This window comes from Streptomyces sp. NPDC000075 (assembly GCF_040301925.1).
Taxonomy (GTDB): Bacteria; Actinomycetota; Actinomycetes; order Streptomycetales; family Streptomycetaceae; genus Streptomyces; species Streptomyces polychromogenes.
Window position 1 is genome coordinate 372,835 of sequence record NZ_JBEPFL010000001.1, and the last position, 21,697, is coordinate 394,531.

Annotated in this window: 24 protein-coding genes; 16 read left to right on the forward strand and 8 right to left on the reverse strand. The window is 75.0% G+C overall.

All coding sequences use genetic code 11. From position 1 onward, the window contains the following. Nucleotides 1-6 precede the first annotated feature (6 nt). From ABT403_RS38990 to hypE, 7 genes are all read left to right on the forward strand, one after another. Nucleotides 7-111, forward strand: a complete 105-nt coding sequence (locus ABT403_RS38990; RefSeq protein WP_425580315.1) for a DUF6893 family small protein — start codon at nt 7-9, stop codon at nt 109-111. A 102-nt stretch (nt 112-213) separates the two neighbouring features. Further along, a complete protein-coding gene (locus ABT403_RS01510) occupies nt 214-591 on the forward strand; it encodes a hydrogenase maturation nickel metallochaperone HypA/HybF (RefSeq protein WP_344167235.1) in 378 nt (125 codons plus the stop codon). Between the two features lie 2 nt (nt 592-593). Then, complete coding sequence (gene hypB, locus ABT403_RS01515) at nt 594-1,421, forward strand: hydrogenase nickel incorporation protein HypB (protein WP_344167233.1); 828 nt, start codon at nt 594-596, stop codon at nt 1,419-1,421. Further along, nucleotides 1,421-3,796, forward strand: a complete 2,376-nt coding sequence (gene hypF, locus ABT403_RS01520; RefSeq protein ID WP_344167231.1) for a carbamoyltransferase HypF — start codon at nt 1,421-1,423, stop codon at nt 3,794-3,796. Before hypB ends, hypF begins: the two co-directional genes overlap by 1 nt. Then, the gene (locus ABT403_RS01525) at nt 3,765-4,058 is read left to right on the forward strand and encodes a HypC/HybG/HupF family hydrogenase formation chaperone (protein WP_344167229.1); all 294 of its coding nucleotides are present in this window, start codon (nt 3,765-3,767) and stop codon (nt 4,056-4,058) included. The genes hypF and ABT403_RS01525 overlap by 32 nt, the downstream gene beginning before the upstream one ends. Continuing rightward, complete coding sequence (gene hypD, locus ABT403_RS01530; RefSeq protein WP_344167227.1) at nt 4,055-5,227, forward strand: hydrogenase formation protein HypD; 1,173 nt, start codon at nt 4,055-4,057, stop codon at nt 5,225-5,227. The genes ABT403_RS01525 and hypD overlap by 4 nt, the downstream gene beginning before the upstream one ends. Further along, a complete protein-coding gene (hypE, locus tag ABT403_RS01535; RefSeq protein ID WP_344167225.1) occupies nt 5,220-6,281 on the forward strand; it encodes a hydrogenase expression/formation protein HypE in 1,062 nt (353 codons plus the stop codon). Before hypD ends, hypE begins: the two co-directional genes overlap by 8 nt. 20 nt (nt 6,282-6,301) lie before the next feature. Here the strand turns inward: hypE and ABT403_RS01540 are convergent, their stop codons facing one another. Together ABT403_RS01540 and ABT403_RS01545 are read right to left on the reverse strand one after the other, a co-directional pair. Continuing rightward, nucleotides 6,302-6,604, reverse strand: coding sequence for a DUF1876 domain-containing protein (locus ABT403_RS01540; protein ID WP_344167223.1), 303 nt, complete (start codon nt 6,602-6,604; stop codon nt 6,302-6,304). A gap of 205 nt (nt 6,605-6,809) precedes the next feature. Continuing rightward, on the reverse strand, nt 6,810-7,400 hold the full coding sequence (locus tag ABT403_RS01545; RefSeq protein ID WP_344167221.1) for an RICIN domain-containing protein: 591 nt from the start codon (nt 7,398-7,400) through the stop codon (nt 6,810-6,812). A gap of 146 nt (nt 7,401-7,546) precedes the next feature. Here ABT403_RS01545 and ABT403_RS01550 point away from each other — a divergent pair, with 146 nt between their 5' ends. Together ABT403_RS01550 and ABT403_RS01555 are read left to right on the forward strand one after the other, a co-directional pair. After that, nucleotides 7,547-8,662 carry a sensor histidine kinase gene (locus ABT403_RS01550; protein WP_344167219.1) on the forward strand — a complete coding sequence of 372 codons (1,116 nt, stop codon included), beginning with the start codon at nt 7,547-7,549 and terminating at the stop codon, nt 8,660-8,662. Beyond that, the gene (locus ABT403_RS01555) at nt 8,659-9,300 is read left to right on the forward strand and encodes a response regulator (RefSeq protein WP_344167217.1); all 642 of its coding nucleotides are present in this window, start codon (nt 8,659-8,661) and stop codon (nt 9,298-9,300) included. The genes ABT403_RS01550 and ABT403_RS01555 overlap by 4 nt, the downstream gene beginning before the upstream one ends. A gap of 3 nt (nt 9,301-9,303) precedes the next feature. On the opposite strand, the gene ABT403_RS01560 is transcribed toward ABT403_RS01555, so the two are convergent. From ABT403_RS01560 to ABT403_RS01570, 3 genes are all read right to left on the reverse strand, one after another. Beyond that, nucleotides 9,304-10,101, reverse strand: coding sequence for a 3-hydroxybutyrate dehydrogenase (locus tag ABT403_RS01560; protein ID WP_344167215.1), 798 nt, complete (start codon nt 10,099-10,101; stop codon nt 9,304-9,306). 97 nt (nt 10,102-10,198) lie between these two features. Further along, nucleotides 10,199-10,366, reverse strand: coding sequence for a hypothetical protein (locus tag ABT403_RS01565; protein WP_344167213.1), 168 nt, complete (start codon nt 10,364-10,366; stop codon nt 10,199-10,201). Between the two features lie 131 nt (nt 10,367-10,497). Beyond that, the gene (locus tag ABT403_RS01570) at nt 10,498-12,072 is read right to left on the reverse strand and encodes an alpha/beta hydrolase (protein ID WP_344167211.1); all 1,575 of its coding nucleotides are present in this window, start codon (nt 12,070-12,072) and stop codon (nt 10,498-10,500) included. A gap of 163 nt (nt 12,073-12,235) precedes the next feature. Here ABT403_RS01570 and ABT403_RS01575 point away from each other — a divergent pair, with 163 nt between their 5' ends. Both ABT403_RS01575 and ABT403_RS01580 read left to right on the forward strand, forming a co-directional pair. Beyond that, complete coding sequence (locus ABT403_RS01575) at nt 12,236-12,760, forward strand: GNAT family N-acetyltransferase (protein WP_344167209.1); 525 nt, start codon at nt 12,236-12,238, stop codon at nt 12,758-12,760. A gap of 91 nt (nt 12,761-12,851) precedes the next feature. Next, on the forward strand, nt 12,852-13,547 hold the full coding sequence (locus tag ABT403_RS01580; RefSeq protein ID WP_344167207.1) for a phosphatase PAP2 family protein: 696 nt from the start codon (nt 12,852-12,854) through the stop codon (nt 13,545-13,547). 22 nt (nt 13,548-13,569) lie between these two features. Here ABT403_RS01580 and ABT403_RS01585 read toward each other — a convergent pair whose 3' ends face one another. Next, nucleotides 13,570-14,835, reverse strand: coding sequence for a serine hydrolase domain-containing protein (locus ABT403_RS01585; protein ID WP_425580314.1), 1,266 nt, complete (start codon nt 14,833-14,835; stop codon nt 13,570-13,572). A gap of 379 nt (nt 14,836-15,214) precedes the next feature. Between ABT403_RS01585 and ABT403_RS01590 the strand changes: the two genes are divergently transcribed. Next, a complete protein-coding gene (locus ABT403_RS01590; protein ID WP_344167205.1) occupies nt 15,215-16,165 on the forward strand; it encodes a PP2C family protein-serine/threonine phosphatase in 951 nt (316 codons plus the stop codon). A gap of 658 nt (nt 16,166-16,823) precedes the next feature. Continuing rightward, complete coding sequence (locus tag ABT403_RS01595; protein ID WP_344168386.1) at nt 16,824-17,792, forward strand: MASE1 domain-containing protein; 969 nt, start codon at nt 16,824-16,826, stop codon at nt 17,790-17,792. Nucleotides 17,793-17,992: 200 nt separating this feature from the next. On the opposite strand, the gene ABT403_RS01600 is transcribed toward ABT403_RS01595, so the two are convergent. Next, nucleotides 17,993-18,628 carry a VOC family protein gene (locus ABT403_RS01600; RefSeq protein ID WP_344167203.1) on the reverse strand — a complete coding sequence of 212 codons (636 nt, stop codon included), beginning with the start codon at nt 18,626-18,628 and terminating at the stop codon, nt 17,993-17,995. Nucleotides 18,629-18,704: 76 nt separating this feature from the next. After that, a complete protein-coding gene (locus ABT403_RS01605) occupies nt 18,705-19,001 on the reverse strand; it encodes a hypothetical protein (RefSeq protein WP_344167201.1) in 297 nt (98 codons plus the stop codon). Nucleotides 19,002-19,130: 129 nt separating this feature from the next. On the opposite strand from ABT403_RS01605, the gene ABT403_RS01610 reads away from it, so the two are divergent. The 3 genes from ABT403_RS01610 (at nt 19,131) to ABT403_RS01620 (ending at nt 21,676) form a co-directional block, all read left to right on the forward strand. Next, complete coding sequence (locus tag ABT403_RS01610; RefSeq protein WP_344167199.1) at nt 19,131-19,589, forward strand: MarR family winged helix-turn-helix transcriptional regulator; 459 nt, start codon at nt 19,131-19,133, stop codon at nt 19,587-19,589. 318 nt (nt 19,590-19,907) lie between these two features. Continuing rightward, the gene (locus ABT403_RS01615; protein WP_344167197.1) at nt 19,908-20,309 is read left to right on the forward strand and encodes a guanyl-specific ribonuclease; all 402 of its coding nucleotides are present in this window, start codon (nt 19,908-19,910) and stop codon (nt 20,307-20,309) included. A gap of 158 nt (nt 20,310-20,467) precedes the next feature. After that, complete coding sequence (locus ABT403_RS01620; RefSeq protein ID WP_344167195.1) at nt 20,468-21,676, forward strand: cytochrome P450 family protein; 1,209 nt, start codon at nt 20,468-20,470, stop codon at nt 21,674-21,676. Nucleotides 21,677-21,697: the final 21 nt, after the last annotated feature.

Sequence of the window (21,697 nt, forward strand, 5' to 3'; positions counted from 1 at the left end):
ACCCCCATGAAGAAGGCCTTCGTCTGCGGAGCCGCGGCCCTGGCCCTGGCCGCCGTACTCGCGCAGACCCTCCCCGACATCAAGCGCTACCTGCGGATCCGCCGTATGTGACCCCCGCGTCCGAACGGGGTACCGGGCGGGCCGCGCGTCGGCGCGCCCGCCTCCGCCGCCCCGGGCCGGCCGCTGTAATGAGGCCCGGCAGGACGGAGTCCGATGCACGAGATGTCGATCGCCATGGCCGTCGTGGACCAGGTGACGGAAGCGGCCCAGGCCGGAGCGGCACGCTCCGTCAGCCGCGTGGAGCTGGAGATCGGGGAACTGGCCGGCGTCGTCCCCGACGCGCTGGCCTTCTCCTTCGAACTCGCCCGCACCGCGACCCCCCTCGCGGGCGCCGAGCTCGTCACCCACCGCGTGGCGGCCCGCGCCCGCTGCGCGGCCTGCGCGGGGGAGTGGGCCGTCGGCATGCCCCCCGACCTGTGCTGTCCCGGCTGCGGGCAGGCGACCGCCGTGGAGCTCCTGTCGGGGCGCGAACTGCGGATCCTCCGCGTGGTCTGGGACGACGCCCTCGAACCGATCCCCGAGGAGGCCTGACCGTGTGCCGAGAGGTCGAACTGCGCCAAGCGGTGCTCGCCAAGAACGACGGGGCCGCGCAGGCCCTGCGCAGCGAACTCGCCGCCCGGGGGACGACGGTGGTCAACCTGCTCTCCAGTCCCGGCAGCGGCAAGACGGCGCTGCTGGAACGCGAACTGACGCTCGCCCGCGCACGCGGCGTGTCCGTCGCGGCGCTCACCGCCGACCTGGCGACGGAGAACGACGCGACGCGGCTGGCCCGTTCGGGCGCCCCGGTCAAGCAGGTCCTCACCGACGGCCTCTGCCACCTCGAAGCCGGCATGCTCGGACGCCACCTGGACGGCTGGCTCCCGCCGGACACCCGCATCCTGTTCGTCGAGAACGTCGGCAACCTGGTCTGCCCGGCCTCGTACGACCTGGGCGAGTCCCTGCGCGTGGTCCTGGCCTCGGTGACGGAGGGCGAGGACAAGCCCCTGAAGTACCCGACCGCGTACGGGCTGGCCCAGCTGGTGGTCATCACCAAGACCGACATCGCGGAGGCCGCCGAGTTCGACGAGGAGGCCTTCCGCGCCAACGTCCGCAGGGTCAACCCCGGGGTGCGGATCCTGCGCACCTCGTCCCGCTCGACCGAGGGAACGGGCCTCCTCCTGGACCACGCCCTGGCCGTCGCGGGCGGCACCCGGGCCCACACCCCCGTGATGTCCCGGCAGCCTCAGGCCCCCCACGTCCACGATCACGACGGCCACGTTCACGGTCCCGGCCACGATCACGGCCATGACCACGATCACGATCACGGCCACGCGCCGTCGGAGCCCCACCCGGCCCCCGCCGCCACGGCCGGACTCCACTGATGGAGGCCGCGGAACGCCGCCGCGTCACCGTCCGGGGCGTGGTCCAGGGCGTCGGGTTCCGCCCGTACGTGTACACCCGCGCCACCACCCTCGGCCTGGCCGGCCATGTCACCAACACCCCCGAGGGGGTGGTCGCCGAGGTCGAGGGCCCCCCGTCGGCGGTGGCGGCGTTCTGCGAGCGGCTGGCCGCCGACGCCCCGCCGCTGGCGGTCGTCGACACCGTCGACCACCGCACGGTCCCCCTCGCGGGCGGCGCCGGCTTCACCATCGTCGCCTCCCGCACCGGCGGCCCGCCCCGCACCCTGGTCTCCCCGGACACCGCCACCTGCGCCGACTGCCTCGCCGAACTCGCGGACCCGGCCGACCGCCGCCACCGCCACCCCTTCATCACCTGCACCCACTGCGGACCGCGCTTCACCATCGTCACCGGGCTGCCCTACGACCGGGCCCACACCACCATGGCCCGTTTCCCGATGTGCCCCGACTGCGCCCGCGAGTACGCCGACCCCGCCGACCGCCGCTTCCACGCCCAGCCCGTCGCCTGCCCCGCCTGCGGACCCCGGCTCAGGCTCCTCACCGGCAGCCCGCCCCGCGAGAGCGCCGGCGCCGACCCCGTCGCGCGGGCCCGGGCGCTGCTGGCCGGCGGCGCCGTCCTCGCCGTGAAGGGCCTCGGCGGCTACCACCTCGCCTGCGACGCCGGCAACCCCCGCGCCGTCGCCGCGCTGCGCGGCCGCAAGGAACGCGGGGACAAACCCTTCGCCCTGATGGCCCGCGGCGTCGAGGACGTCGAGCGCCTCGCCGAACTCGGCCCCGAGGAACGGGAGCTGCTCACCGGAGCCGTCCGCCCCGTCGTCCTGCTCCGCCGCCGGGCCGCCACCGCCCCCGGCCTCGCCGACGGCGTCGCCCCCGGCAGCCCCGACCTCGGCGTGATGCTCCCGTACACCCCCGTCCACCACCTGCTGCTCGGCCTGCCCGGCGACCCCCCGGGCCCGCGCCTGCTGGTCATGACCAGCGGCAACCTCTCCGGGGAGCCGATCGTCACCGACGACGCCGAGGCCCTCGAACGCCTCGCCGGCATCGCCGACGCCTGGCTCACCCACGACCGGCCCATCCACGTCCCCTGCGACGACTCGGTCGTACGGGTCTGCGACGGCGAGCCCCTCGTCCTGCGGCGCTCGCGCGGCTACGCCCCGCTCCCGCTCACCCTGCCCCTGCCGGTCCCCGCCGCCCTCGCCGCGGGAGGCGACCTCAAGAACGCCTTCTGCCTCGGCGAAGGCCGCCGCGCCTGGCCTTCCGCCCACATCGGCGACATGGACGACCTCGCCACCCAGGAGGCCTTCGCCCACGCCCAGCGGCAGCTGTCGGCCCTCACCGGAGTCGCCCCCGCCCTGCTCGCCGCCGACCGCCACCCCGGCTACCGCTCCGGCCGCTGGGCCCGCGAGCACGCGGCGGGCCGTCCACTGGTGCCCGTACAGCACCACCACGCGCACATCGCCTCCGCGCTCGCCGAACACGGCCACGACGGGAGCCGCCGGGTGATCGGCGTCGCCTTCGACGGCACCGGCTACGGGGACGACGGAGCGGTGTGGGGCGGCGAGGTCCTCCTCGCCGACTACGCCGGCTACACCCGCTTCGCCCACCTCGCCTACGTCCCGCTGCCCGGCGGTGACGCCGCCGTGCGCCGCCCGTACCGCATGGCCTTGTCCCACCTGCGCGCCGCGGGGCTCGCCCGGACCCCGGACCTGCCCTGCACCGCCGCCTGCCCGCCGGACGAACTGCGCGTCCTGGAGACCCAGCTGGAACGCGGGCTGAACTGCGTCCCCACCTCCAGCATGGGCCGGCTCTTCGACGCCGTCTCCTCCCTGGCCGGGGTCCGCCAGCACGCCGGGTACGAGGCCCAGGCCGCCGTCGAACTGGAGGCCGCGGCCCTCCAGGCACCCCCGGACGGCCGCGCGTACGCCTTCGGCCTTCGGCTGCCCGCCGCCGGTACGCCGGGCCCGGTCGTCGCCGACCCCGCGCCCGTCCTGGCCGCGGCGGTGGCCGACGTACGGGCGGGTACGCCCCGGCCGCTGATCGCCGCCCGCTTCCACGCGGCGGTCGCCGCCCTGGTCGCCGACCTGTGCGTGCTCGCCCGCGCCGCCCACGGCCTGGACACCGTCGCCCTGACCGGCGGGGTCTTCTGCAACACGCTCCTCTCCTCCGCGTGCGCCCGGACGCTGCGCGCGCGGGGGTTCACCGTCCTGCGCCAGCACCGGGTGCCGCCCAACGACGGCGGACTGGCGCTCGGCCAGCTCATGGTGGCGGCCGCCACCGCAACGCGACACCCATCACGAGGAGAGGCCCATGTGCCTGGCGGTACCCGGCAGAGTGCTTGAGATCGGGGAGAAGGACGGCACCCGCATGGCCACCGTCGACTTCGGCGGCGTACAGAAGGAGGTGTGCCTGGAGTACCTCCCGGACCTCCGGGTGGGTGAGTACGCCATCGTGCACGTGGGCTTCGCCCTCCAGCGCCTCGACGAGGAGTCGGCCCGCAAGACCCTCGACCTGTTCGCCGAACTCGGCATGCTCCAGGAGGAGTTCGGCGACCCCTGGGAACAGGCCGAGCGGCTCGGCGACGAGACGGAGGCACGGCGGTGAAGTACATCGACGAGTTCCAGGACCCGGCGCTCGCCCGCAGGCTCCTCGACGACATCCACTCCACCGTGACCCGCCCCTGGGCGCTGATGGAGGTCTGCGGCGGTCAGACCCACACCATCATCCGCCACGGCATCGACCAACTCCTGCCCGAACAGGTCGAGTTGATCCACGGCCCGGGCTGCCCGGTGTGCGTCACCCCGCTGGAGGTCATCGACAAGGCCCTGGAGATCGCCTCCCGGCCCGGCGTGATCTTCTGCTCCTTCGGGGACATGCTCCGCGTCCCGGGAACCGGCCGCGACCTCTTCCAGGTGCGCGGCGAGGGCGGTGACGTACGGGTGGTGTACTCACCCCTGGACGCCCTGAGGATCGCCCGGCAGAACCCGGACCGCGAGGTGGTCTTCTTCGGCATCGGCTTCGAGACCACGGCCCCGCCCAACGCCATGACGGTCCACCAGGCCCGGAAGCTCGGCATCACCAACTTCAGCCTGCTCGTCTCCCACGTCCGGGTCCCCCCGGCCATCGAGGCGATCATGCGCTCGCCCAGCTGCCGGGTCCAGGGCTTCCTCGCCGCCGGACACGTGTGCAGCGTCATGGGCACCGCCGAGTACCCGGACCTGGCCGCCCGCCACCGGGTCCCGATCGTCGTGACCGGCTTCGAACCCCTGGACATCCTCGAAGGCGTACGACGGGCCGTACGGCAGCTGGAACGCGGCGAGCACACCGTGGAGAACGCCTACGCGCGCGCCGTCCGCCCCGAGGGCAACCCGGCCGCGCTCGCCATGCTCGCCGACGTCTTCGAGGTCACCGACCGGGCCTGGCGCGGCATCGGGGTCATCCCGGACAGCGGCTGGCGGCTCTCCGAACGGTACCGCGCGTACGACGCCGAACACCGCTTCTCCGTCACCGGCATCACCACCCGCGAGCCGGCCGCCTGCCGCAGCGGGGAAGTGCTCCAGGGGCTGATCAAACCGCACGAGTGCGAGGCCTTCGGCACCCTGTGCACCCCGCGCGCCCCGCTGGGCGCCACCATGGTCTCCAGCGAGGGCGCCTGCGCCGCGTACTACCTCTACCGGCGCCTGGACCTGCGGCCCCCGCAGGCCCGGCCCGCCACCACCCCGGCCCCGCCCGCCGGCCCGACCGCCCCGCTGGAGGCGAGCCCCGTTGCCTGAGACCGCACTCGACATCACGGGCTGGAGCTGCCCCGCCCCCCTGCGCGACCGGCCCCGCGTGGTGATGGGCCACGGCGGCGGCGGAGCCCTCTCCGCCGAGCTGGTCCAGCACCTGTTCGCCCCGGCCTTCGGCGGCGAGGCCCTCGCCCAGCTCGGGGACTCCGCCGCCCTGACCCTCGGCGGGGTCCGGCTGGCCTTCTCCACCGATTCCTACGTGGTGCGGCCCCTGTTCTTCCCCGGCGGGAGCATCGGCGACCTGGCGGTCAACGGCACGGTCAACGACCTGGCCATGAGCGGAGCCGCCGCCGCCTACCTGTCCTGCGGGTTCATCCTCGAAGAGGGCGTCGAGATGGCCGCGGTCGCCCGGGTCGCCGAGGCCATGGGCGCCGCCGCGCGGGCCGCGGGCGTGGAGGTGGCCACCGGCGACACCAAGGTCGTCGAGGCCGGCCACGGGGACGGCCTCTACGTCAACACCGCGGGGATCGGGCTGATCCCCGACGGGGTCGACCTGCGCCCGCAACGCGTCGTCCCCGGTGACGTCGTGATCGTCAGCGGGGAGATCGGCCTCCACGGGGTGGCCATCATGAGCGTCCGGGAGGGCCTGGAGTTCGGCGTGGACGTCGAGAGCGACTGCGCGGCCCTGGGCGGCCTCGTCCGGGCGATGCTCGCGGTCACCCCCGACCTGCACGTACTGCGCGACCCCACCCGGGGCGGGCTCGCCGCCGCCCTGAACGAGATCGCGGCCGCCTCCGGCACCGGTGTCGTCCTGCACGAGGGACGCGTCCCGGTCCCGGCGGCCGTGGCCAACGCCTGCGCGATCCTCGGCCTCGACCCGCTCTACGTCGCCAACGAGGGCAAACTCGTCGCCTTCGTCCCCCGCGAGCACGCCGAGGCCGTCCTCGACGCCATGCGCGCCCACCCGCTCGGCCGCGGCGCGGCGGTCGTCGGCGAGGCCGTCGAGGCCCACCCGGGCCTGGTCGTGGCCCGCACCGGCCTCGGCGGCACCCGCGTGGTCGACCTGCCGCTCGGCGAGCAGCTGCCCCGCATCTGCTGACCGGACCGCCGCCCGCCCGGCTACCCGCCCGGGCGGGCGTCGTCCGGCCAGCCGTACCCGGTGCGCGGCGGGACGGGCACGGCGCCCACGGCGGCCAGGTCCTTGTCGGCGGCGCGCATCAGGCGGGCGGAGAGGTCGCGCATCGCCCGGCCCGCCGCCAGCTCCTCGCCGATGGCGGGGACGTCCACGTCCTGCGGATTGCACCGCGCCCGGCCGCTGCCGGTGATCGTCGTCTTACCGTTGTCCAGCACGGCCCGGGCGCGGGTCGTCCCGTCCTCCTCCACGAGGTAGAGGTCCACCCTCCACTCCTCGGCGTGTGTCATGGCCTGCCTCCTGCGTGCCTCGTCCCCCGTTCCCAGGATCCCCCCGGGGCCGCCGCCCGCAAAGCCCGGACGACGGCGGCACGGCACCGCGGGGCCTGAACCCGCGGTGCCGCACCGCCGCCTCACGCGGCCCCCGCCGCGCCCGGCCGGTCCGCCGGAAGGCCCCCGCCGGGCCCCGGACCGGGCCGCCGCGACCGGAGCGGTCTCAGCCGAGCTGGTCGTAGTCGTGATAGCGGTTGAACTCCGGGGCCCAGACCTCCGGCCACGGCGTGGTCGTGCTGCCGCAGGCGCCCAGCACGACGGGGGAGCGCCGTCCGGTGTCCCGGACGCACTGCCCGGTGCTCGCCTCGACGAGCTCCCAGCGGTTCGGGTACTGCGGGGTGCCCCGGTAGTTCCAGGTGAAGGTGGAGCAGCCCCAGCCGTTCCGCAGGTTCAGCGGGGTGCCCGGCGCCGTGCTCCCGCCCTGCGTGCCCAGGCAGTAGACGCCGAAGGCGCCGACGGTGAAGTTGTCCCCGCCCACGCGCTGGAAGGTGAACATCTGGTGCAGTTCGTCCTTGCAGTCGAAGGTCTGGATGACCTTGCCGTCCGCGGGCGCGCCGCCGCCCTGGATGTCCAGGCACTTCCAGCTGACGGCCGCGTGCAGCTTGTAGAGCGCCGCGTTGTGGAAACTCGTGGTGTAGACGATGGAGGGATTCTCCGCCGCCCCGGCCGAGGACACCGGTACCACCAGGGCGAGCAGCCCCACCAGGGCGGCCACGACTCCGCGCCTGCCGAGACGGGTTGACTTTCGAGCCACGCGTTCTCTCCTGTCCGAGGACGGCCTTGACCCGACGAACCTAGCGAGATCAACTGAGTACCCGGAACCCACCCGTTCAGGGGGGTGTGTTCACGGCGGAGGCAGTGGTGGGTGGGGGCTCGGGTCTTCAGCGCGCGCGGCGGTTCATGATGCTCGCCACCGGGCTGTACCGGGCGAGCCACCTCAGCGCCGGCCTCACCTTCGTGGCCCGCCACACGCCCGGATCGGCCGCCGCCTGGGCGGTCCTCGCCACCGCCGTCACCCTCAGCCTGCTGCTGTACGGGACCGCGCACGCCCGGGGCCGGCTGGACCGCCGCTGGGTGTGGGCCGACGTCCTGGTGACGGGCTGCGCCCTGCCGTGGCTGGCGCTCCGGGCGATCGGCGCTCCGGCCGTCGACCAGAGCGGCTGGCTGCTCTTGCTGGGCGGATCGGCGAGTTCGGCCGCCGCCGTCGGGCTCGGCCTGCGCGGCGCCGCCGCCTGCGTCCTGCTGCTGCTCGCCACCTCGCTCGCGCTGCACCTGCTCGTGGCGGGCTCCCGCTCGGCGGAACTCCTCGGCCACTTCAACGCGGTGCTCTCCTCCGCCGCCATGGCCTGGGTGTTCTGGTGGTACCTGCGCCGCCAGGGCTCCCTGCTGGACGCCGCCCGCGAACAGGCCGTCGCCGCCGAGGCCCGGCGGGTGCGCCAGGCCGAGCGGATGGCCCACCACGCCGCCCTGCACGACACGGTGCTGGCCACCCTCACCACCATCGCCGCCGGAGGCGTGGACGCCAACGCCGCGCCCGTACGGGAACGCTGCGCCCGCGAGGCCGCCTACCTCAGGCGGCTCATCCAGCGGGACGAGACCCCGCACCCGGCGGACGGCCCCGCCGCCGGAACGGCGGCCACGGGCGCGGCGCTGGAGGCGGCCGTCCGCTCCGCCGAATGCCTGGGGCTGGCGGTCAGCGCCCAGTACCACCGGCTGCCGGCCGTGCCCCGCGACGTCGCCGACGCGCTGGCGGCCGCCGTCGGCGAGGCCCTGAACAACGTACGCCGCCACGCCGGAACCGGACGCGCCTTCCTCACCGCCGTCGGACGCGGCCGGGGCGTGGCGGTGACGGTCGTGGACCGGGGCGCCGGCTTCGACCCGTCCACCGCGGCCCGCTCCTGCGGGACCGGCCTGCCGCGTTCGGTGCACGCGCGGATGGCCCGGATCGGCGGGGCCGCCGTGGTGGAGAGCGCCCCCGGCGAGGGGACCCGGGTCGAACTGCGCTGGCCGGCGTGATCACCGTCGCCGCGGTCGACGACGACCGGATGCTGCTGGACGGGCTGAGCTCCTGGCTGGCCGGGGCCGAGGGACTGTGCCTCGTCGCCGCCGTCCCGACGGTCGACGCCCTGCTGGCGCGCCCGCGGGCCCGGGCGGCCGACGTGGTCCTGCTCGACCTCGTGCTGCGGGACGGCTCCACCCCGGAGCACAACGTCCGGCGCGTACGGGCCTCGGGCAGCCGGGTCCTGGTGATCAGCACGGTGGCCGACCGCACCCGGATCCTGGCGGCGGTGGCCGCCGGCGCGGACGGCTACCTCACCAAGGACCACGACCTGGAGACCCTGGCGGCGGCCGTCGCGACCGTGGCCTCGGGCGCGACGGCGCACTCGCCCGAACTGGCCTTCGCCTGGGTCCACGACACCCGCCCGGACCGGCCCCGGCTGGCCCCCCGCGAGCGCCAGGTGCTGGTCGACTACGCGTCCGGGCTCACCCTCAAGGCCACGGCCCGGAGGGCCGGGATCAGCGCGCACACCGCCAAGTACTACCTGGACCGGGTCAAGGAGAAGTACCAGGAGGCGGGCCGGCCCGCGTACACCAAGACCGACCTCGCGCGCCGGGTCCGCGAGGACGCGCTCGACACCGGCCCGGACGGCTGAGGCTCAGGCGGCGGTCCAGCCGCCGTCCATCGGCAGCGAGGCGCCGGTGACGTGCCCGGTGTGCGGGCCGCACAGCCACAGCGCGACCGCGGCGACCTCCTCGGGCTCGATCAGCCGCTTGATCGCGGAGCCGCGCAGCAGCACCTCCTCGACGACCCGCTCGGCGGGAATGCCGTGCGCCTCGGCCTGGGCGGCGATCTGCCGTTCCACCAGCGGGGTGCGGACGTAGCCGGGGTTCACGCAGTTGCTGGTCACCCCGTGCGGCGCGCCCTCCAGGGCGGTGACCTTGCTGAGGCCCTCCAGCGCGTGCTTGGCGGCCACGTACCCGGACTTGAAGGCGCTGGCCCGCAGCCCGTGCACGCTGGAGATGTTGACCACCCGACCCCACCCGCGCCCGTACATGTACGGCAGCGTCCGGCGCAGCAGCAGGAACGGGGCGTGCACCATCACCCGCTGGAGCAGCTCGAACCGCTCCGGCGGGAACTCCTCGATGGCCGCGACGTGTTGCAGCCCAGCGCTGTTGACCAGGATGTCCACGGCGGACGGCAGGGCCTCGACGGCCGCGGGGTCGGCGAGGTCGGCCGGGTGGGCGCTGCCGCCGATCCGCGCGGCCACGGCCTGCGCCGCCCCCGCGTCCACGTCCACGACGTGCACCAGGGCCCCGGCACCGGCCAGCGCCTCGGCGCAGGCCCGCCCGATACCGCTGCCGCCGCCGGTCACCAGGGCGACCCGGCCCGCCACGTCGCCGGAAGGTCCGCCCGAAGGTCCGCCGGAAGGTCCGCTCGAAGATCCGCTCGTCATGGTCCGAACGTTAGGGACCGGCGCCGTCGCTGCCGATGTGTGCCGCCCCCACAGTCCGGCCACCGCCGGTGGCGGGGACCGCCACCGGGCGGCCCCGTTACGGGGTGCGCCAGCCCTGCAGCCCGCCGGACGGGGGACGTCCGGCCATCACCTGTGCCAGGTGGTGGAGGATCTCCTCCGCCTCGCGGCGGACCTGACCCGGAACATCGCCGCGCTCGCGTACGAGCCGGTCGTAGATCGGCGCTTCACTGCTGGTGCTGCTCACTTAGGACGTCGCTCCCCTGAAGCCGGCACCGGCGGCCGGGCGGCACAAGTGTAGGTGGCGGAATCCCGGCACCCGAACACAGGTCGGTACGAGCGCCGGGGCAAAGGCCCACGCAGGGGGCAAAGCGGAATTCAGGAACAGGTGGTCCCGTCGGCCGGCGCGGTCCCGTCGAGGAGGAAGGCGTCGACCGCCTTGGTCGCACAGGCGTTGGTCCCGTAGACCCCGTGCCCCTCGCCCTTGACCGTCAGGCTGACGCCGACGCCGCGCCCGAGCGCGTCGGCCATCCGCTTCGCGCCCTCGACCGGGGTGGCCGGGTCGCCGGTGTTGCCGACCACGAGGATCGGGGCCGCCCCCTCGGCGCCCACCTGCGGCTTGTCCGCCGTGCCGCGCACGGGCCACTCCGTGCAGGCGAGCAGGCCCTTGGCCATGAACGGGCCGAAGACCGGGGAGGCCGCGCGGAAGGCGGGCTCCTGGGCCCGCATCTCCTCCACCGTGTAGCGGCGGTTGGTGTCGGCGCAGCCGATCGCCGTGTGGGCGGCGTCCGTGTTGCTGTAGTGGCCGTCCTGGCCGCGCCCGCCGTAGGCGTCCGCGATGGCGAGCAGGTTGGTCCCGGTACCGCGCAGCCGCAGCTCGGCCAGGCTCTGGACCAGGTAGTCCCAGGTGTCCTTGTCATAGAGGGTGGCGGCGATGCCGGTGAGCGCCTGGTCGGCGGTGAGCCTGCGGCCGCTCCTGGTGGCGGCGGGCTCCGTCTCCAGCTTCTTCAGCAGCTCACCGATCCTGCGGTCACCCTCCTCGGCGCTCCCGCCGGTGGGGCAGTTCGCGGCGTACTTGTCCCGGCAGAACTCCATGGCGTGCTCCAGCGCCTGCTGGAACCCCTTGGCCTGGTTGAGGCCGGCCTGGAGCTCGTCCGAGGTGGGGTCCACCACGGCGTCGAAGACGGTGCGGCCCACGTTCTTCGGGAACAGGTGGGCGTAGACGCCGCCCAGCTGGGTGCCGTAGGAGATCCCGAAGTAGTTCAGCTTCGGGTCGCCGAGCACCTGGCGCATCAGGTCCATGTCGCGCGCCGTGTCCGCCGTCGAGACGTGGGGGAGGATCCTGGCGGAGTTCCGCCGGCAGGCCTCGGTGTACGTGCGGACGGGCGCCAGGGGGTCGGCGTCGGAGGGGCCGGGCCCCTCGTCCAGGGCCTTGTCGTCCAGGCAGACGACCGGGGCGGTGGCACCCACGCCGCGCGGGTCGAAGCTGACCAGGTCGTAGACGGCGCCCAGCTTCTCGTAGTCCTTCGCGGCGTGCGGGAGCGTCTTGACGCCGGAGCCGCCGGGGCCGCCGAAGTTGTACACCAGCGAGCCGAGGCGCTTGCCCGGGTCCGTGGCCTTCTTGCGGATCAGCGCCACGTCCAGGGTCTCGCCGTCCGGCTTGGCGTAGTCCAGGGGCGCCTTCATCGTCGCGCACTCCCAGGCCCCGCCGGGGGCCTTCCCGCCGCCCTGCGCCGTGGAGGGCGCGGGGCAGGGCGCCCAGTCGGGCTTCTGCCCGGTGAGGGCGGCGGGCAGCGCGGCCGGCGGGGCAGGGGCGGGGGCGCTCGCCGGGGCGGACGGCTTCGGCGCCGCCGGGGCCCCGCCGCCGTCACAGGCCGCCAGGGCGGGGACCGCCAGCAGGGTGGCGGCGGCCAGGACCACCGTCCGTGCGGGGCGGCGTATGGGGTGGGGCATGCGGGAGCTCCTGGGGGCGCGGGCGGCGTCGGGGCATCGGGTAAACGGATGGCAAACTATCCGATCGGTCTCCGGCCTGATCCCCCGGGGTGGGCGGAGCCGGGCACGGGCAGGGCACGGGCGGAGCTGAATAGTCCGATGATCGGACTGTTACGGTCGGGGTATGCCCGCACTGATCACCCCCTCCCCGCACCTGCACGCCTCCTGGCTCGACGCCCGGGCGGAATGGGGGGCCGACGCCCACATGGACGGCGCCGGACTGGGCTCAGACGACGACGTGGAGACCCCCGAGGGCTTCGCGGCCTGGACCGAGCGGCTGCGCGTCCAGGCCGACCGTACGGCGCCGGTCGAACAGGGCCGCGTCCACGCCACGTACTGGTGGATCACCGAGGGCGACACCTACCTGGGCGCCATCGACCTGCGGCACTACCTCAACGCGTTCCTCCTCGACGCCGGCGGCCACATCGGCTACAGCGTCCGCCCCTCGGCGCGCCGGCGCGGGCTGGCCGGCTGGGCCCTGGGCGAGGCCCTGCACGAGGCCCGCCTGCTGGGGATGGACCAGGTCCTGCTGACCTGCGACCCCGGCAATGAAGCCTCGCGGCGCACGATCGAGCGGGCCGGCGGGGTGCTCGAGGACGTACGGGAGACCCTGATCGGCCCCAAGCGCCGCTACTGGATCGGCCTCTGACGGGGTCTCGTCCCCTGGCGTCCCACCCGGCACGGCTACAGTGCGGGGAACCCCGTACACCGGGCCCGCCCGGACCGTGAGAGGCAGTCGCATGGCCGAACCCGTCCCCGACCGCAGGCGGCCGGCCCGCCCGCCGGGCGCCGGCCCCGCCGCCCGGGTGGTGGCCCTCACCGCCTCGGCCGGGTTCGCGCTGCTGGCGCTGTGGGTGGTCCTGGCACCGACCGGTCCGCTGCCCTTCGACACCGGCCCGCACACCTGGTCCGTCGGACACCGGCCGTCCGCCGCGCTGACCGTGGCCCGGGCGGTCACGGACACCGGCACGGGGGTGCCGCCGTACGCCCTGGCCGTCCTGGCGGGCCTGTACGCCGGCCGCACCGCCCGGCAGCGGCTCACGGCCGTCGCCGGGTTCGCGCTGTGCCTCGCCGCGGGTCAGGCGGTGCGGCGCGGGCTGATGTACGCCTTCGCCCGGCCGCGGCCGCCGGCCGCCGACTGGGCGGTCCACGCCGACAACTGGTCCTTCCCCTCCGGTCACGCCACGACGGGGGCCCTGACCGCCGGACTGCTGCTCGCGGCCCTCGCCCTGCGCCACTCCGGGCGCCCGCCCCGGATCGCGGCCGCACTGGTCCTCGTCTGGGGCGCGGCGGTGGGCCTGAGCCGTGTCTACCTCGGGATGCACTGGCTCTCCGACGTACTCGCCGGCTGGTGCCTGGCCACGGCCTGGCTGGCCCTCGCCGTCCTCACGGCCCGCCGGTACGCCCGCTGGTACGCCCGCCGGGGACCGCCCTAGGCGGGTCCCCGGCGGGAGGCCGTCAGCGGACGTCGCGCTCCGGCAGGTCCACCTCGGCCGGGGCCGGGGCGAAGCCGCGGGCCTTGGCGGCGGCCGGCTTCTTCCCGCAGAACGCGCCCTCGAGGGTCGCGCCGAGGGCCGTGTTCGCGGCGCCCCGGTTCGAGGTGTTCGCCATCGCCGTCATGCTGCGCTTGCCGTCGCGGGTGGTGAACGCGTACGTGTAGAAGCCCTGGACCGTGCCCGTGTGCCCGTAGACCGAGGTACCGCAGGACAGGTCGTACCGGCGCAGGCCCAGGCCGTAGAAGCGGGTCTTGGCCGCGTCGGTCGGGGTCATGACCAGCATCTCGTCCAGCAGCTTCGGCGCGACCAGCTTGCCGCCCACCAGCGCGGACATGAAGGTGCTGAGGTCCGCCGGGCTGGAGATCATCGCACCGGCCGACTGCGCCCAGGACACGGTCTGCTCGGTGGAGTCGACCAGCGGGGCGCCGGCCTCGTCCGGGGTGAGGTAGCCGTGGGTGTGGAGCCCGGCGATCCGCGTGCCCGGGTGGACGTACGAGGTGTCGCGCAGCTTCAGCGGCTTGATGATGCGGCGGTCGTACTCCTTGGCCACCGGGTTCCCGGTGGCCTTCTCGATCAGCATGCCGACGACCACGAAGTTGGTGTTCGAGTACTGGTAGGAGACCCCGGGCTCGGTCGTCCTGGGCTCGGCCAGCGAGAGGTTCACCAGCTCCTGGTAGGTGAACACCTTGTTGCGGACGGCCTCGAAGCCGGGGACGGTCTTGTCGAACATGGCGTTCGTGTAGTCCGACAGGCCGCTGCGGTGGGTCAGCAGGTGGCGCACCGTGATCCGGTCGTCGGGCAGCAGCCCCGGCAGGTAGCGGTTGACCGGGACGTCCAGCTCGATCTTCTTCTCGTTGACCAGCTGGAGCAGGACGACGGTCGAGAACGTCTTGGTGACGCTGCCGATCCGGAAGCGGGCCCGGGTGTCCATGGCCGCGCCGGTGCCCTTGTCGCTCACGCCCTCCGTCGCGCTCAGCGCGCGGCCGCCCTCGGTGATCCGGGCCAGCGCGCCCGGGGCGCCCGCGGCGAGGGTGTTGCGGAGCGCCTGGTCGACGGCCTCCATGTCCGGCGCCGGCAGCACGGGACCCGCGGTGCGCAGGGCCTCGGCGGAGGGGGCGGTCGCCGCCTGGGCGGCGGTGGCGGGCGCCACGCCGGCGACCACGGCCAGCAGGGTGGCGCTCACGGCCAGACGGCGGTTCAGGGGACGGCGGTTCGCGGACAGGCGCACGTTGCTCCTCGGCGGGGTGGGTGGGTGCGGTTTCCCGGGGCCCCGGGCGTGGCCGGGGTGATCACGACCCTATCGACGCCGCCGAGGCCGCCTGAGGTTCCGTCATCGTCCGTGCGGCTGAAAGTCGTTGTCCGTTCGTACGAGAATCCCGGTGCGGGATGCGCCGGTCCCGGCGGAGTGTCCGGCGGGGCCGGGAACGGAGCCCGCAGGGCCCCGGGGGCGGAGGGCCCCGGGCGGGACGGCGGCGCGCCCCGGGAACCGGGCCGCCCGGCCCGGGTCCCTCGGCGCCGGGCGGTCCGAGCCGAGCCGAAATATGATGTGCGCGGGTCTTTCGCACGGCGGGAGCAGAGAGGCAGATGGACGCACCCCGGAGTGGTCGGTGACCCCGCGCCGGCGGCCCTCCCGGCCGGCCAGCGCCGATCTGCTGACCCAGCTGGGGAGGCTCACCGCCCAGGCGCGGGAGGGCGCCCAGCTGCACCACGCCCGGGTGGAGCTGGCCGAGGCCCTCCAGCGCGAGATGCTGCCCGCCTCCCTCCCCGCCCTGCCGGGACTGCGGGCCGCGGCCCGCTACGCCCCCGCCCAGCACGGCCTGGACATCGGCGGCGACTGGTACGACGGCTTCCCGCTGCCGGAGGGCGCCCTCGCCTTCTCCATCGGCGACGTCCAGGGGCACGATGTCGCGGCCGCCGCCTTCATGGGACAGGTCCGGGTCTGCCTGCGCGCCGTCGCGGCCGTGGTCCCGGACCCGGGGGAGGTGCTGGGCCGGGCCAACGACGTGCTGCTCTCCCTGGACAGCGAGCTGTTCGCCACGTGCACCCTGCTGCGCTTCGACCCGTACACCTGCGAGCTCCAGGGCGCCCGGGCGGGCCACGTGCCGGCCGTCTGGGCCACCGTCGACGGCCGCCACGGCATCGCCGAGGACGCGGGAGGGCCGCCGCTGGGCCTGGTCCCCGGGGCGGGGTACGGGGTCACCCGGCGCAGGCTGACTGCGGCGGGGTCGATCGTGCTGCTGACCGACGGCGTGGTGGAGGGGCCGTCGTTCCCGATCGAGGCGGGGCTGGAGCGGGTGTCCCGGATCGTCCGGGAGGCGGCGGGCGGGGACCCGGACGAGCTGGCCGCCGAGGTGATGAAGGTGGCCGACTCCACCGGTCACGCCGACGACGCGGCGGTGCTCGTCCTCAGCCACGACGGCCCCGGCGCCGCCCCCGAGGACGCCGCACCCTGCCCGGACACGGCCGGGGAGGGCTCCGCCCCCGAAGACGCGGCCGCGTCCGCCGACACCGAGGTCCCCCAGGACCCGCCGCCCGCCCCCGGCCCCCCGGCGCACTGACCGGCGCCCCCGCCCGCCCGCGCCGCGCAGGCGGCCGCCGACGGGAGGGTCCGCCCCGGCGGGTCCGGGTCGGATGGCGCGGCTCCCGCGCCCGCGGCCCTGGTGACTGGCGTCCCCGTCCGGCCGTGCGCCGCGCAGGCGGCTGGGTACGGGAAGGGGTGCTCCGGCGGGCAGGTACGGGCCCGGGTGGCGTGGCCGCCGCGCACGTCCCCGCGCTGACCGGCTGGCCCCGCAAGCCCGGGCGCCGCGTAGGCGGCTGCATCTGGGAAGGGGCGCCACGGCCCCTGGGCGGGTCCGGGGGCATGGCCGCCGCGCAGGCGGGCGCCGACGGGAGGGCCCGCCCCGGCCCCCGGGGGGGGCGGGTCCGGGGTCCGATGGCGTGGCCCCGCGCACGCCGTCGCACTGACCGGCGGCCCCGCCCGCCCGGGCGCCGCGCAGGCGGCCGCGTACGGGGAGGGCCGTCACGGCCTCGGGGGCGGGTCCGGGCCCGTCGATGGGGGGCCGCGTACGCCGCCGGACCGGCCGGCGCCTTGCGTCACCCCGGTGCCGCGCCGGAACGACCGGCGCCCCGCACGCCCGGGCGCCCGTGCCGGACCGGTCCGCGGGCCGCTCGGGCGTGTCACGCCCGGCCGGGACGTCCGGGCTGTTGTCTGATGCTCTGGTGCGCACCCTGGAATGGCGCCGTTCGTGCGCAGCGCTCCTGCTGATCCTCGGCGTGGCCGCCGCCTACTACGCGACCGGCCGGCTCGGCCTGCTGCGGCAGGTCGTGGTCGCGGGCGCGGTCGTCACCCCGCTGTGGCCGCCCACCGGGATCGCGGTCGCCGCCCTCCTGCGGTTCGGCCTGCGCGTCTGGCCCGGAATCGCCCTCGGCACCTACTTCGCCATCGAGGGGATCGCCGCGTTCCACGTCGTCGACCTCGGCATCGTGGCCGGCAACGTACTGGCCCCGGTGTGCGCCCTGCTGCTCCTGCGCGCGGCCGGATTCCGCCCCGAGCTGGACCGGCTCCGCGACGGGCTCGCGCTGGTCTTCCTGGGCGGGCTGGTCCCCATGCTGATCAGCGCGACCGCCGGCGCCTGGACGCTGGTGCTGACCGGCAACCTGCCGGCCGCGAGCTTCTGGCCGACCTGGTCGGCCTGGTGGGCCGGGGACGCCATGGGCGTGCTGCTGGTGACCCCGCTGCTGCTGGCGCTGCGCGGCGCCGGGCTGCCCCGCGACCCCTACCGGGTGGCCGAGGCGGTGGCCATGATGGCCGCGACCGCCGCCGCCACCGTCCTCGCCACGCACAGCACCCTGTCCCTGCTGTTCCTGGTCTTCCCGCTGATCATCTGGGCCGCCGTGCGCTTCCAGCTGGCCGGGGCGGCGCCGTGCGCCCTGCTGGTGTCCGTCCTGTCGATCTGGGCGGCGACCGATCACGCCGGACCGTTCACCGGCCGCAGCCTGCTGGAGCTCATGGTCAACCTCCAGGCCCTCAACGGCGCGGCGGCACTGACCGGGCTCCTGCTGGCGGCCCTGGTCACCGAGCAGAACAACGTCCGGCTGAAGATCGAGGAGGCCTGCGAGGAACTCGCCGAGGTCGTGGCCCAGCTCTCCCCGGGCGGCGGCGAGGGCCCGGGGGGCCGGCACTGAAGGGTTTCGCCGAAGCCACGGCGGGGGCAGCCCGAGGCCGCCGCTGACCTGCTGGTTCACCCCGGCCGGGGCGAGGGTGCGCAAGGTGGCGACGGCTTGGACGGTGTGAGGGAGGCCGTCGCGCCTGCGGCGGGCCTCGCGGAGGATCCTTCAGCCGGGAGACCCCGGCCGGCTGCTCCGGCGGGGCCGCCGGGCCCCGGTCAGATCGTGACCGGGCCGTGGGCGGTGGCGAACTCGACCGAGACCAGGCCCGGTTCCTCGTCCTCGACCCAGGTGACGTCGATCTGGTCGAGGGGGTGGTCGGCCGGTTCGCCGAGGAATTCGGCGATGGAGGCGGCGTCGCCGGCGATGGAGAGCCCGTGGATGGTGGTGGAGGTACGCGGGCCGGCGCTCGGACGCTCCTCGGTGGGGACCAGCCACTGAAGGAAGTAGGGCAGTTGCGGGTCCTCCATCAGTTCCAGCAGGCCGATCTGCTTCCACCTCAGGTCGAACCCGTCGGGACGGACGCGGTGGCCCTCGGCCGAGGTGCGGCCGAGGCGGGCCTCGACGGGGGCGATGTCGTCGACGGAGACCACCCAGCCGAGCCAGCCGCCGCCCTCGGCGGCACGGCGTGCGACCGCCTGGCCGAAGGGTGCGCGGTCGGCGGCGGGGTGGTCGAGTGTGGTGACGACCTCGACGTAGGTGCCGCCGCTCAGCGGGAGAATGAAATTGCGGGTGCCGAACCGCGGGTGCACGCCCCCGTCCACGAACCCGGCGCCGAGGGCCGACCCGATCCACTGGACGGTCGAGACGAAGCTGTCGCGGGCCACCGCATAGGACACGTGATCAAGTCGCACCGAGCCATCATCGCCGGACGAACCGCACGAATCGCGACGCCACGCCCGCCGCTCCGGCCCGATCCGAAGACACGGCTCAGGCGACCGGACGGCGGCGAGGGCGGCGGGGGAGCCGGTGGGTGCGGGCCTGGCAGACCCACCAGGTGACGGTTCCGGCCAGCCCGCAGAGCCACCAGACGAGGACGGCGGGGCCCGCCGCGTACGAGGGCCACAGCAGCCAGCCGACGGCCCAGCCGGTGGCGATCACCGTCAGCGGCGGGACCAGCGCGTACGCCCACCCGGGCGCGCGGCGCACCATCCGCACGGTGAGCCGCCCGAAGGCGAAGGCGGCCAGCGCGAAGGCGTTCAGCAGGAGCAGCGGCAGGAGCCCCATGGCATCGCCTCCGGTTCGGGAACGGGACGAACATACGCGACGGCCGGCGGCCGGCTGTGGCGGGGGTGCTGCACAACTCCTTGACTCCGCAAGTTTCTGAGATATGCTTGAGCGGTCAAGGAGGTAGCAATGAGTGATGCGCTGGATGTGTCCCTGCGCTTGGTGAAGGCCCAGACCGCCCTGGTCCGGAAGTTCGACTCCCGGCTGGGGTCCCTGTTCGGGGTGAGTCTCGCCGACTTCCTGGTGCTGCTGCACCTGGGGCGGGCCGAGGGGGGCCGGATGCGGCGGGTGGACCTCGCCGGGGCGCTCGGCCTGACGGCCTCGGGCGTGACCCGGGGGCTGGCGCCGTTGGAGCGGATCGGCCTCATCGTCCGCGAGGCCGATGCCCGCGACGCCCGTGTGGCGTACGCGGCCCTCACGGACACCGGCCGCGAGCGGCTGACCGACATCCTCAAGGCCGCCGAACAGGTCGCGGCCGACGTCTTCGCGGCCCCGGACTGGGCCGGCGCCGACATCGAGCAGCTGGCCACCCTCCTCACCCGCCTGGGCGGCACGGGCCTCCCGCAGGACCACGGCACCCCGTCCTGACCCTGCACGGCGCCCGCCCCGCCCGGGTGGGGTGTTGTGGGACGGTGGCCGTACGCCGCTGAACATCCCACCGCTGCCGTTCGTGTGGGGAGAAAGCCGGCGGTGGGCCGAGTCCGTCGGCCCGGGCTCGGTGTCCGGAGACTGTGGCGCGTCGTGGGCGGCGCGGCATCGCGAGCGCCCCGCCGTCACGGGGAGGCGTGGGCTCAGGGGAACGGTGGTTGGCGGAGTGGGGGAGTCCGTGCCGGGGTGGTGAACAGGCGGGGAACACAAGGCCGTTGGCGTTGACCGTCCCCGCTCTACGCGCGTTGTGTGGTGCGCATGAGGATTCCCCCACGCTTCGCGGCCGTCGCCGCCGCGGCCGCCGTCGCCGCCACCCTGTTCACCGGTACGGCCGCCACGGCCGCCCCCGCCCCCGTATCCGCCGCCGTGGCCTCCGTCGGCAGCGTCTGTTACTCCGCGCTGCCCGACGAGGCGTACGACACCCTCGAACTCATCGACCAGGGAGGCCCGTTCCCCTACTCCCAGGACGGCGTCGTCTTCCAGAACCGCGAGCGCGTGCTGCCGGCCCAGACCGCCGGCTACTACCACGAGTACACGGTGATCACCCCCGGCTCGCCGACGCGCGGGGCCCGGCGGATCGTCACCGGGAACCAGTACCGGGAGGACTACTACACGGCCGACCACTACGCCACCTTCCGGCGCGTCAACTTCGGCTGCTGACAGCGGACTCGGACACCCCCTGAGACCTTCCCCGGCGGCCCGCGCGGCCGCGGGGGAGGGCCCCCGGTCCCCCGCTCCGGTCACTCCACGACTACTGTGGGGTACACACGCATCGGCGTGTGACGTGCAAGGCAACACATGCATTCAGGGGGATTGCAATGGCGCTTGGGACCGAGACGGTCGATCTGCTGGAGCTGAGTCCGGACTTCGTCCGCGACCCCTACCCGGTCTACGCGCAGCTGCGCGAACGCGGCCCCGTCCACCACGTCCGGACGCCCGACGGCGAGGAACTGTGGCTGATCGTCGGCTACGAGGCCTGCCGTACGGCCTTCAACGACCCGCGGCTGAGCCGTGACTGGCTCCGCTCGGGAGACATCAGCCAGATCATCAACGTCGAGCAGGACAACCCCGCGCTCGCCCACATGCTGATGGCCGACCCGCCGCACCACACCCGGCTGCGCCGCCTGGTCGCCCGGGCGTTCACTCCGCGCCGCATCGAGGAGCTGGCGCCGCGCATCCAGCAGATCACCGACGAGCTGCTCGACGCCATGGAGGCGAACGAGGAACGCCGGGGCGACCTGCTCGAGGCGCTGGCCTTCCCGCTGCCGATGACCGTCATCTGTGAGCTGCTCGGTGTGCCCGGCCTGGACCGCGACGCCTTCCGCGCCTGGTCCAACGAGGCGGTCGCCCGCACCAGCCCGGAGGCCGAGGCCGCCGCCTACGCGGGGATGATCGGGTACCTGACGGGCCTCATCGAGGCCAAGCGCGCCGACCCGGGCGACGACCTGCTCAGCGCGATGATCCACGCCGTCGACGAGGGCGGCGACCGGCTCTCGCCGTCCGAGCTGATCGGCATGTCCGTCCTGCTGCTCATCGCCGGCCACGAGACCACCGTCAACATGATCGGCAACGGGATGCGCGCCCTGTTCGCCCACCCTGACCAGCTCGCCGCCCTGCGGGCGGACTTCGGGCTGCTCGACGGCGCGATCGAGGAGATACTCCGTTACGACGGGCCGGTCGAGACCTGTACCGAGCGCCTCGCGCTGGAGGACGTGGAGATGGCCGGCGTGGTCATCCCGAAGCGCTCCACCGTCCTGATCGCCATGGCCGACGCCGACCGCGACCCGGCCCGCTTCGAGGACCCGGACCGGTTCGACATCCGGCGTGACGCCCGCGGCCACATCGCCTTCGGGCACGGGCTGCACTACTGCCTCGGCGCCCCGCTGGCCCGTCTGGAGGGCCGGATCGCCCTGCGGTCGCTGCTGGAGCGCTTCCCGGAGCTGACCGGGGACGTCGACGAGGCGAAGCTGCCCTGGGTCCCCGGCATGCTGATCCGCGGTGTGAAGCGGCTGCCCGTCAGCTGGTGACCCGCCTCCCGGGGCCCCGAC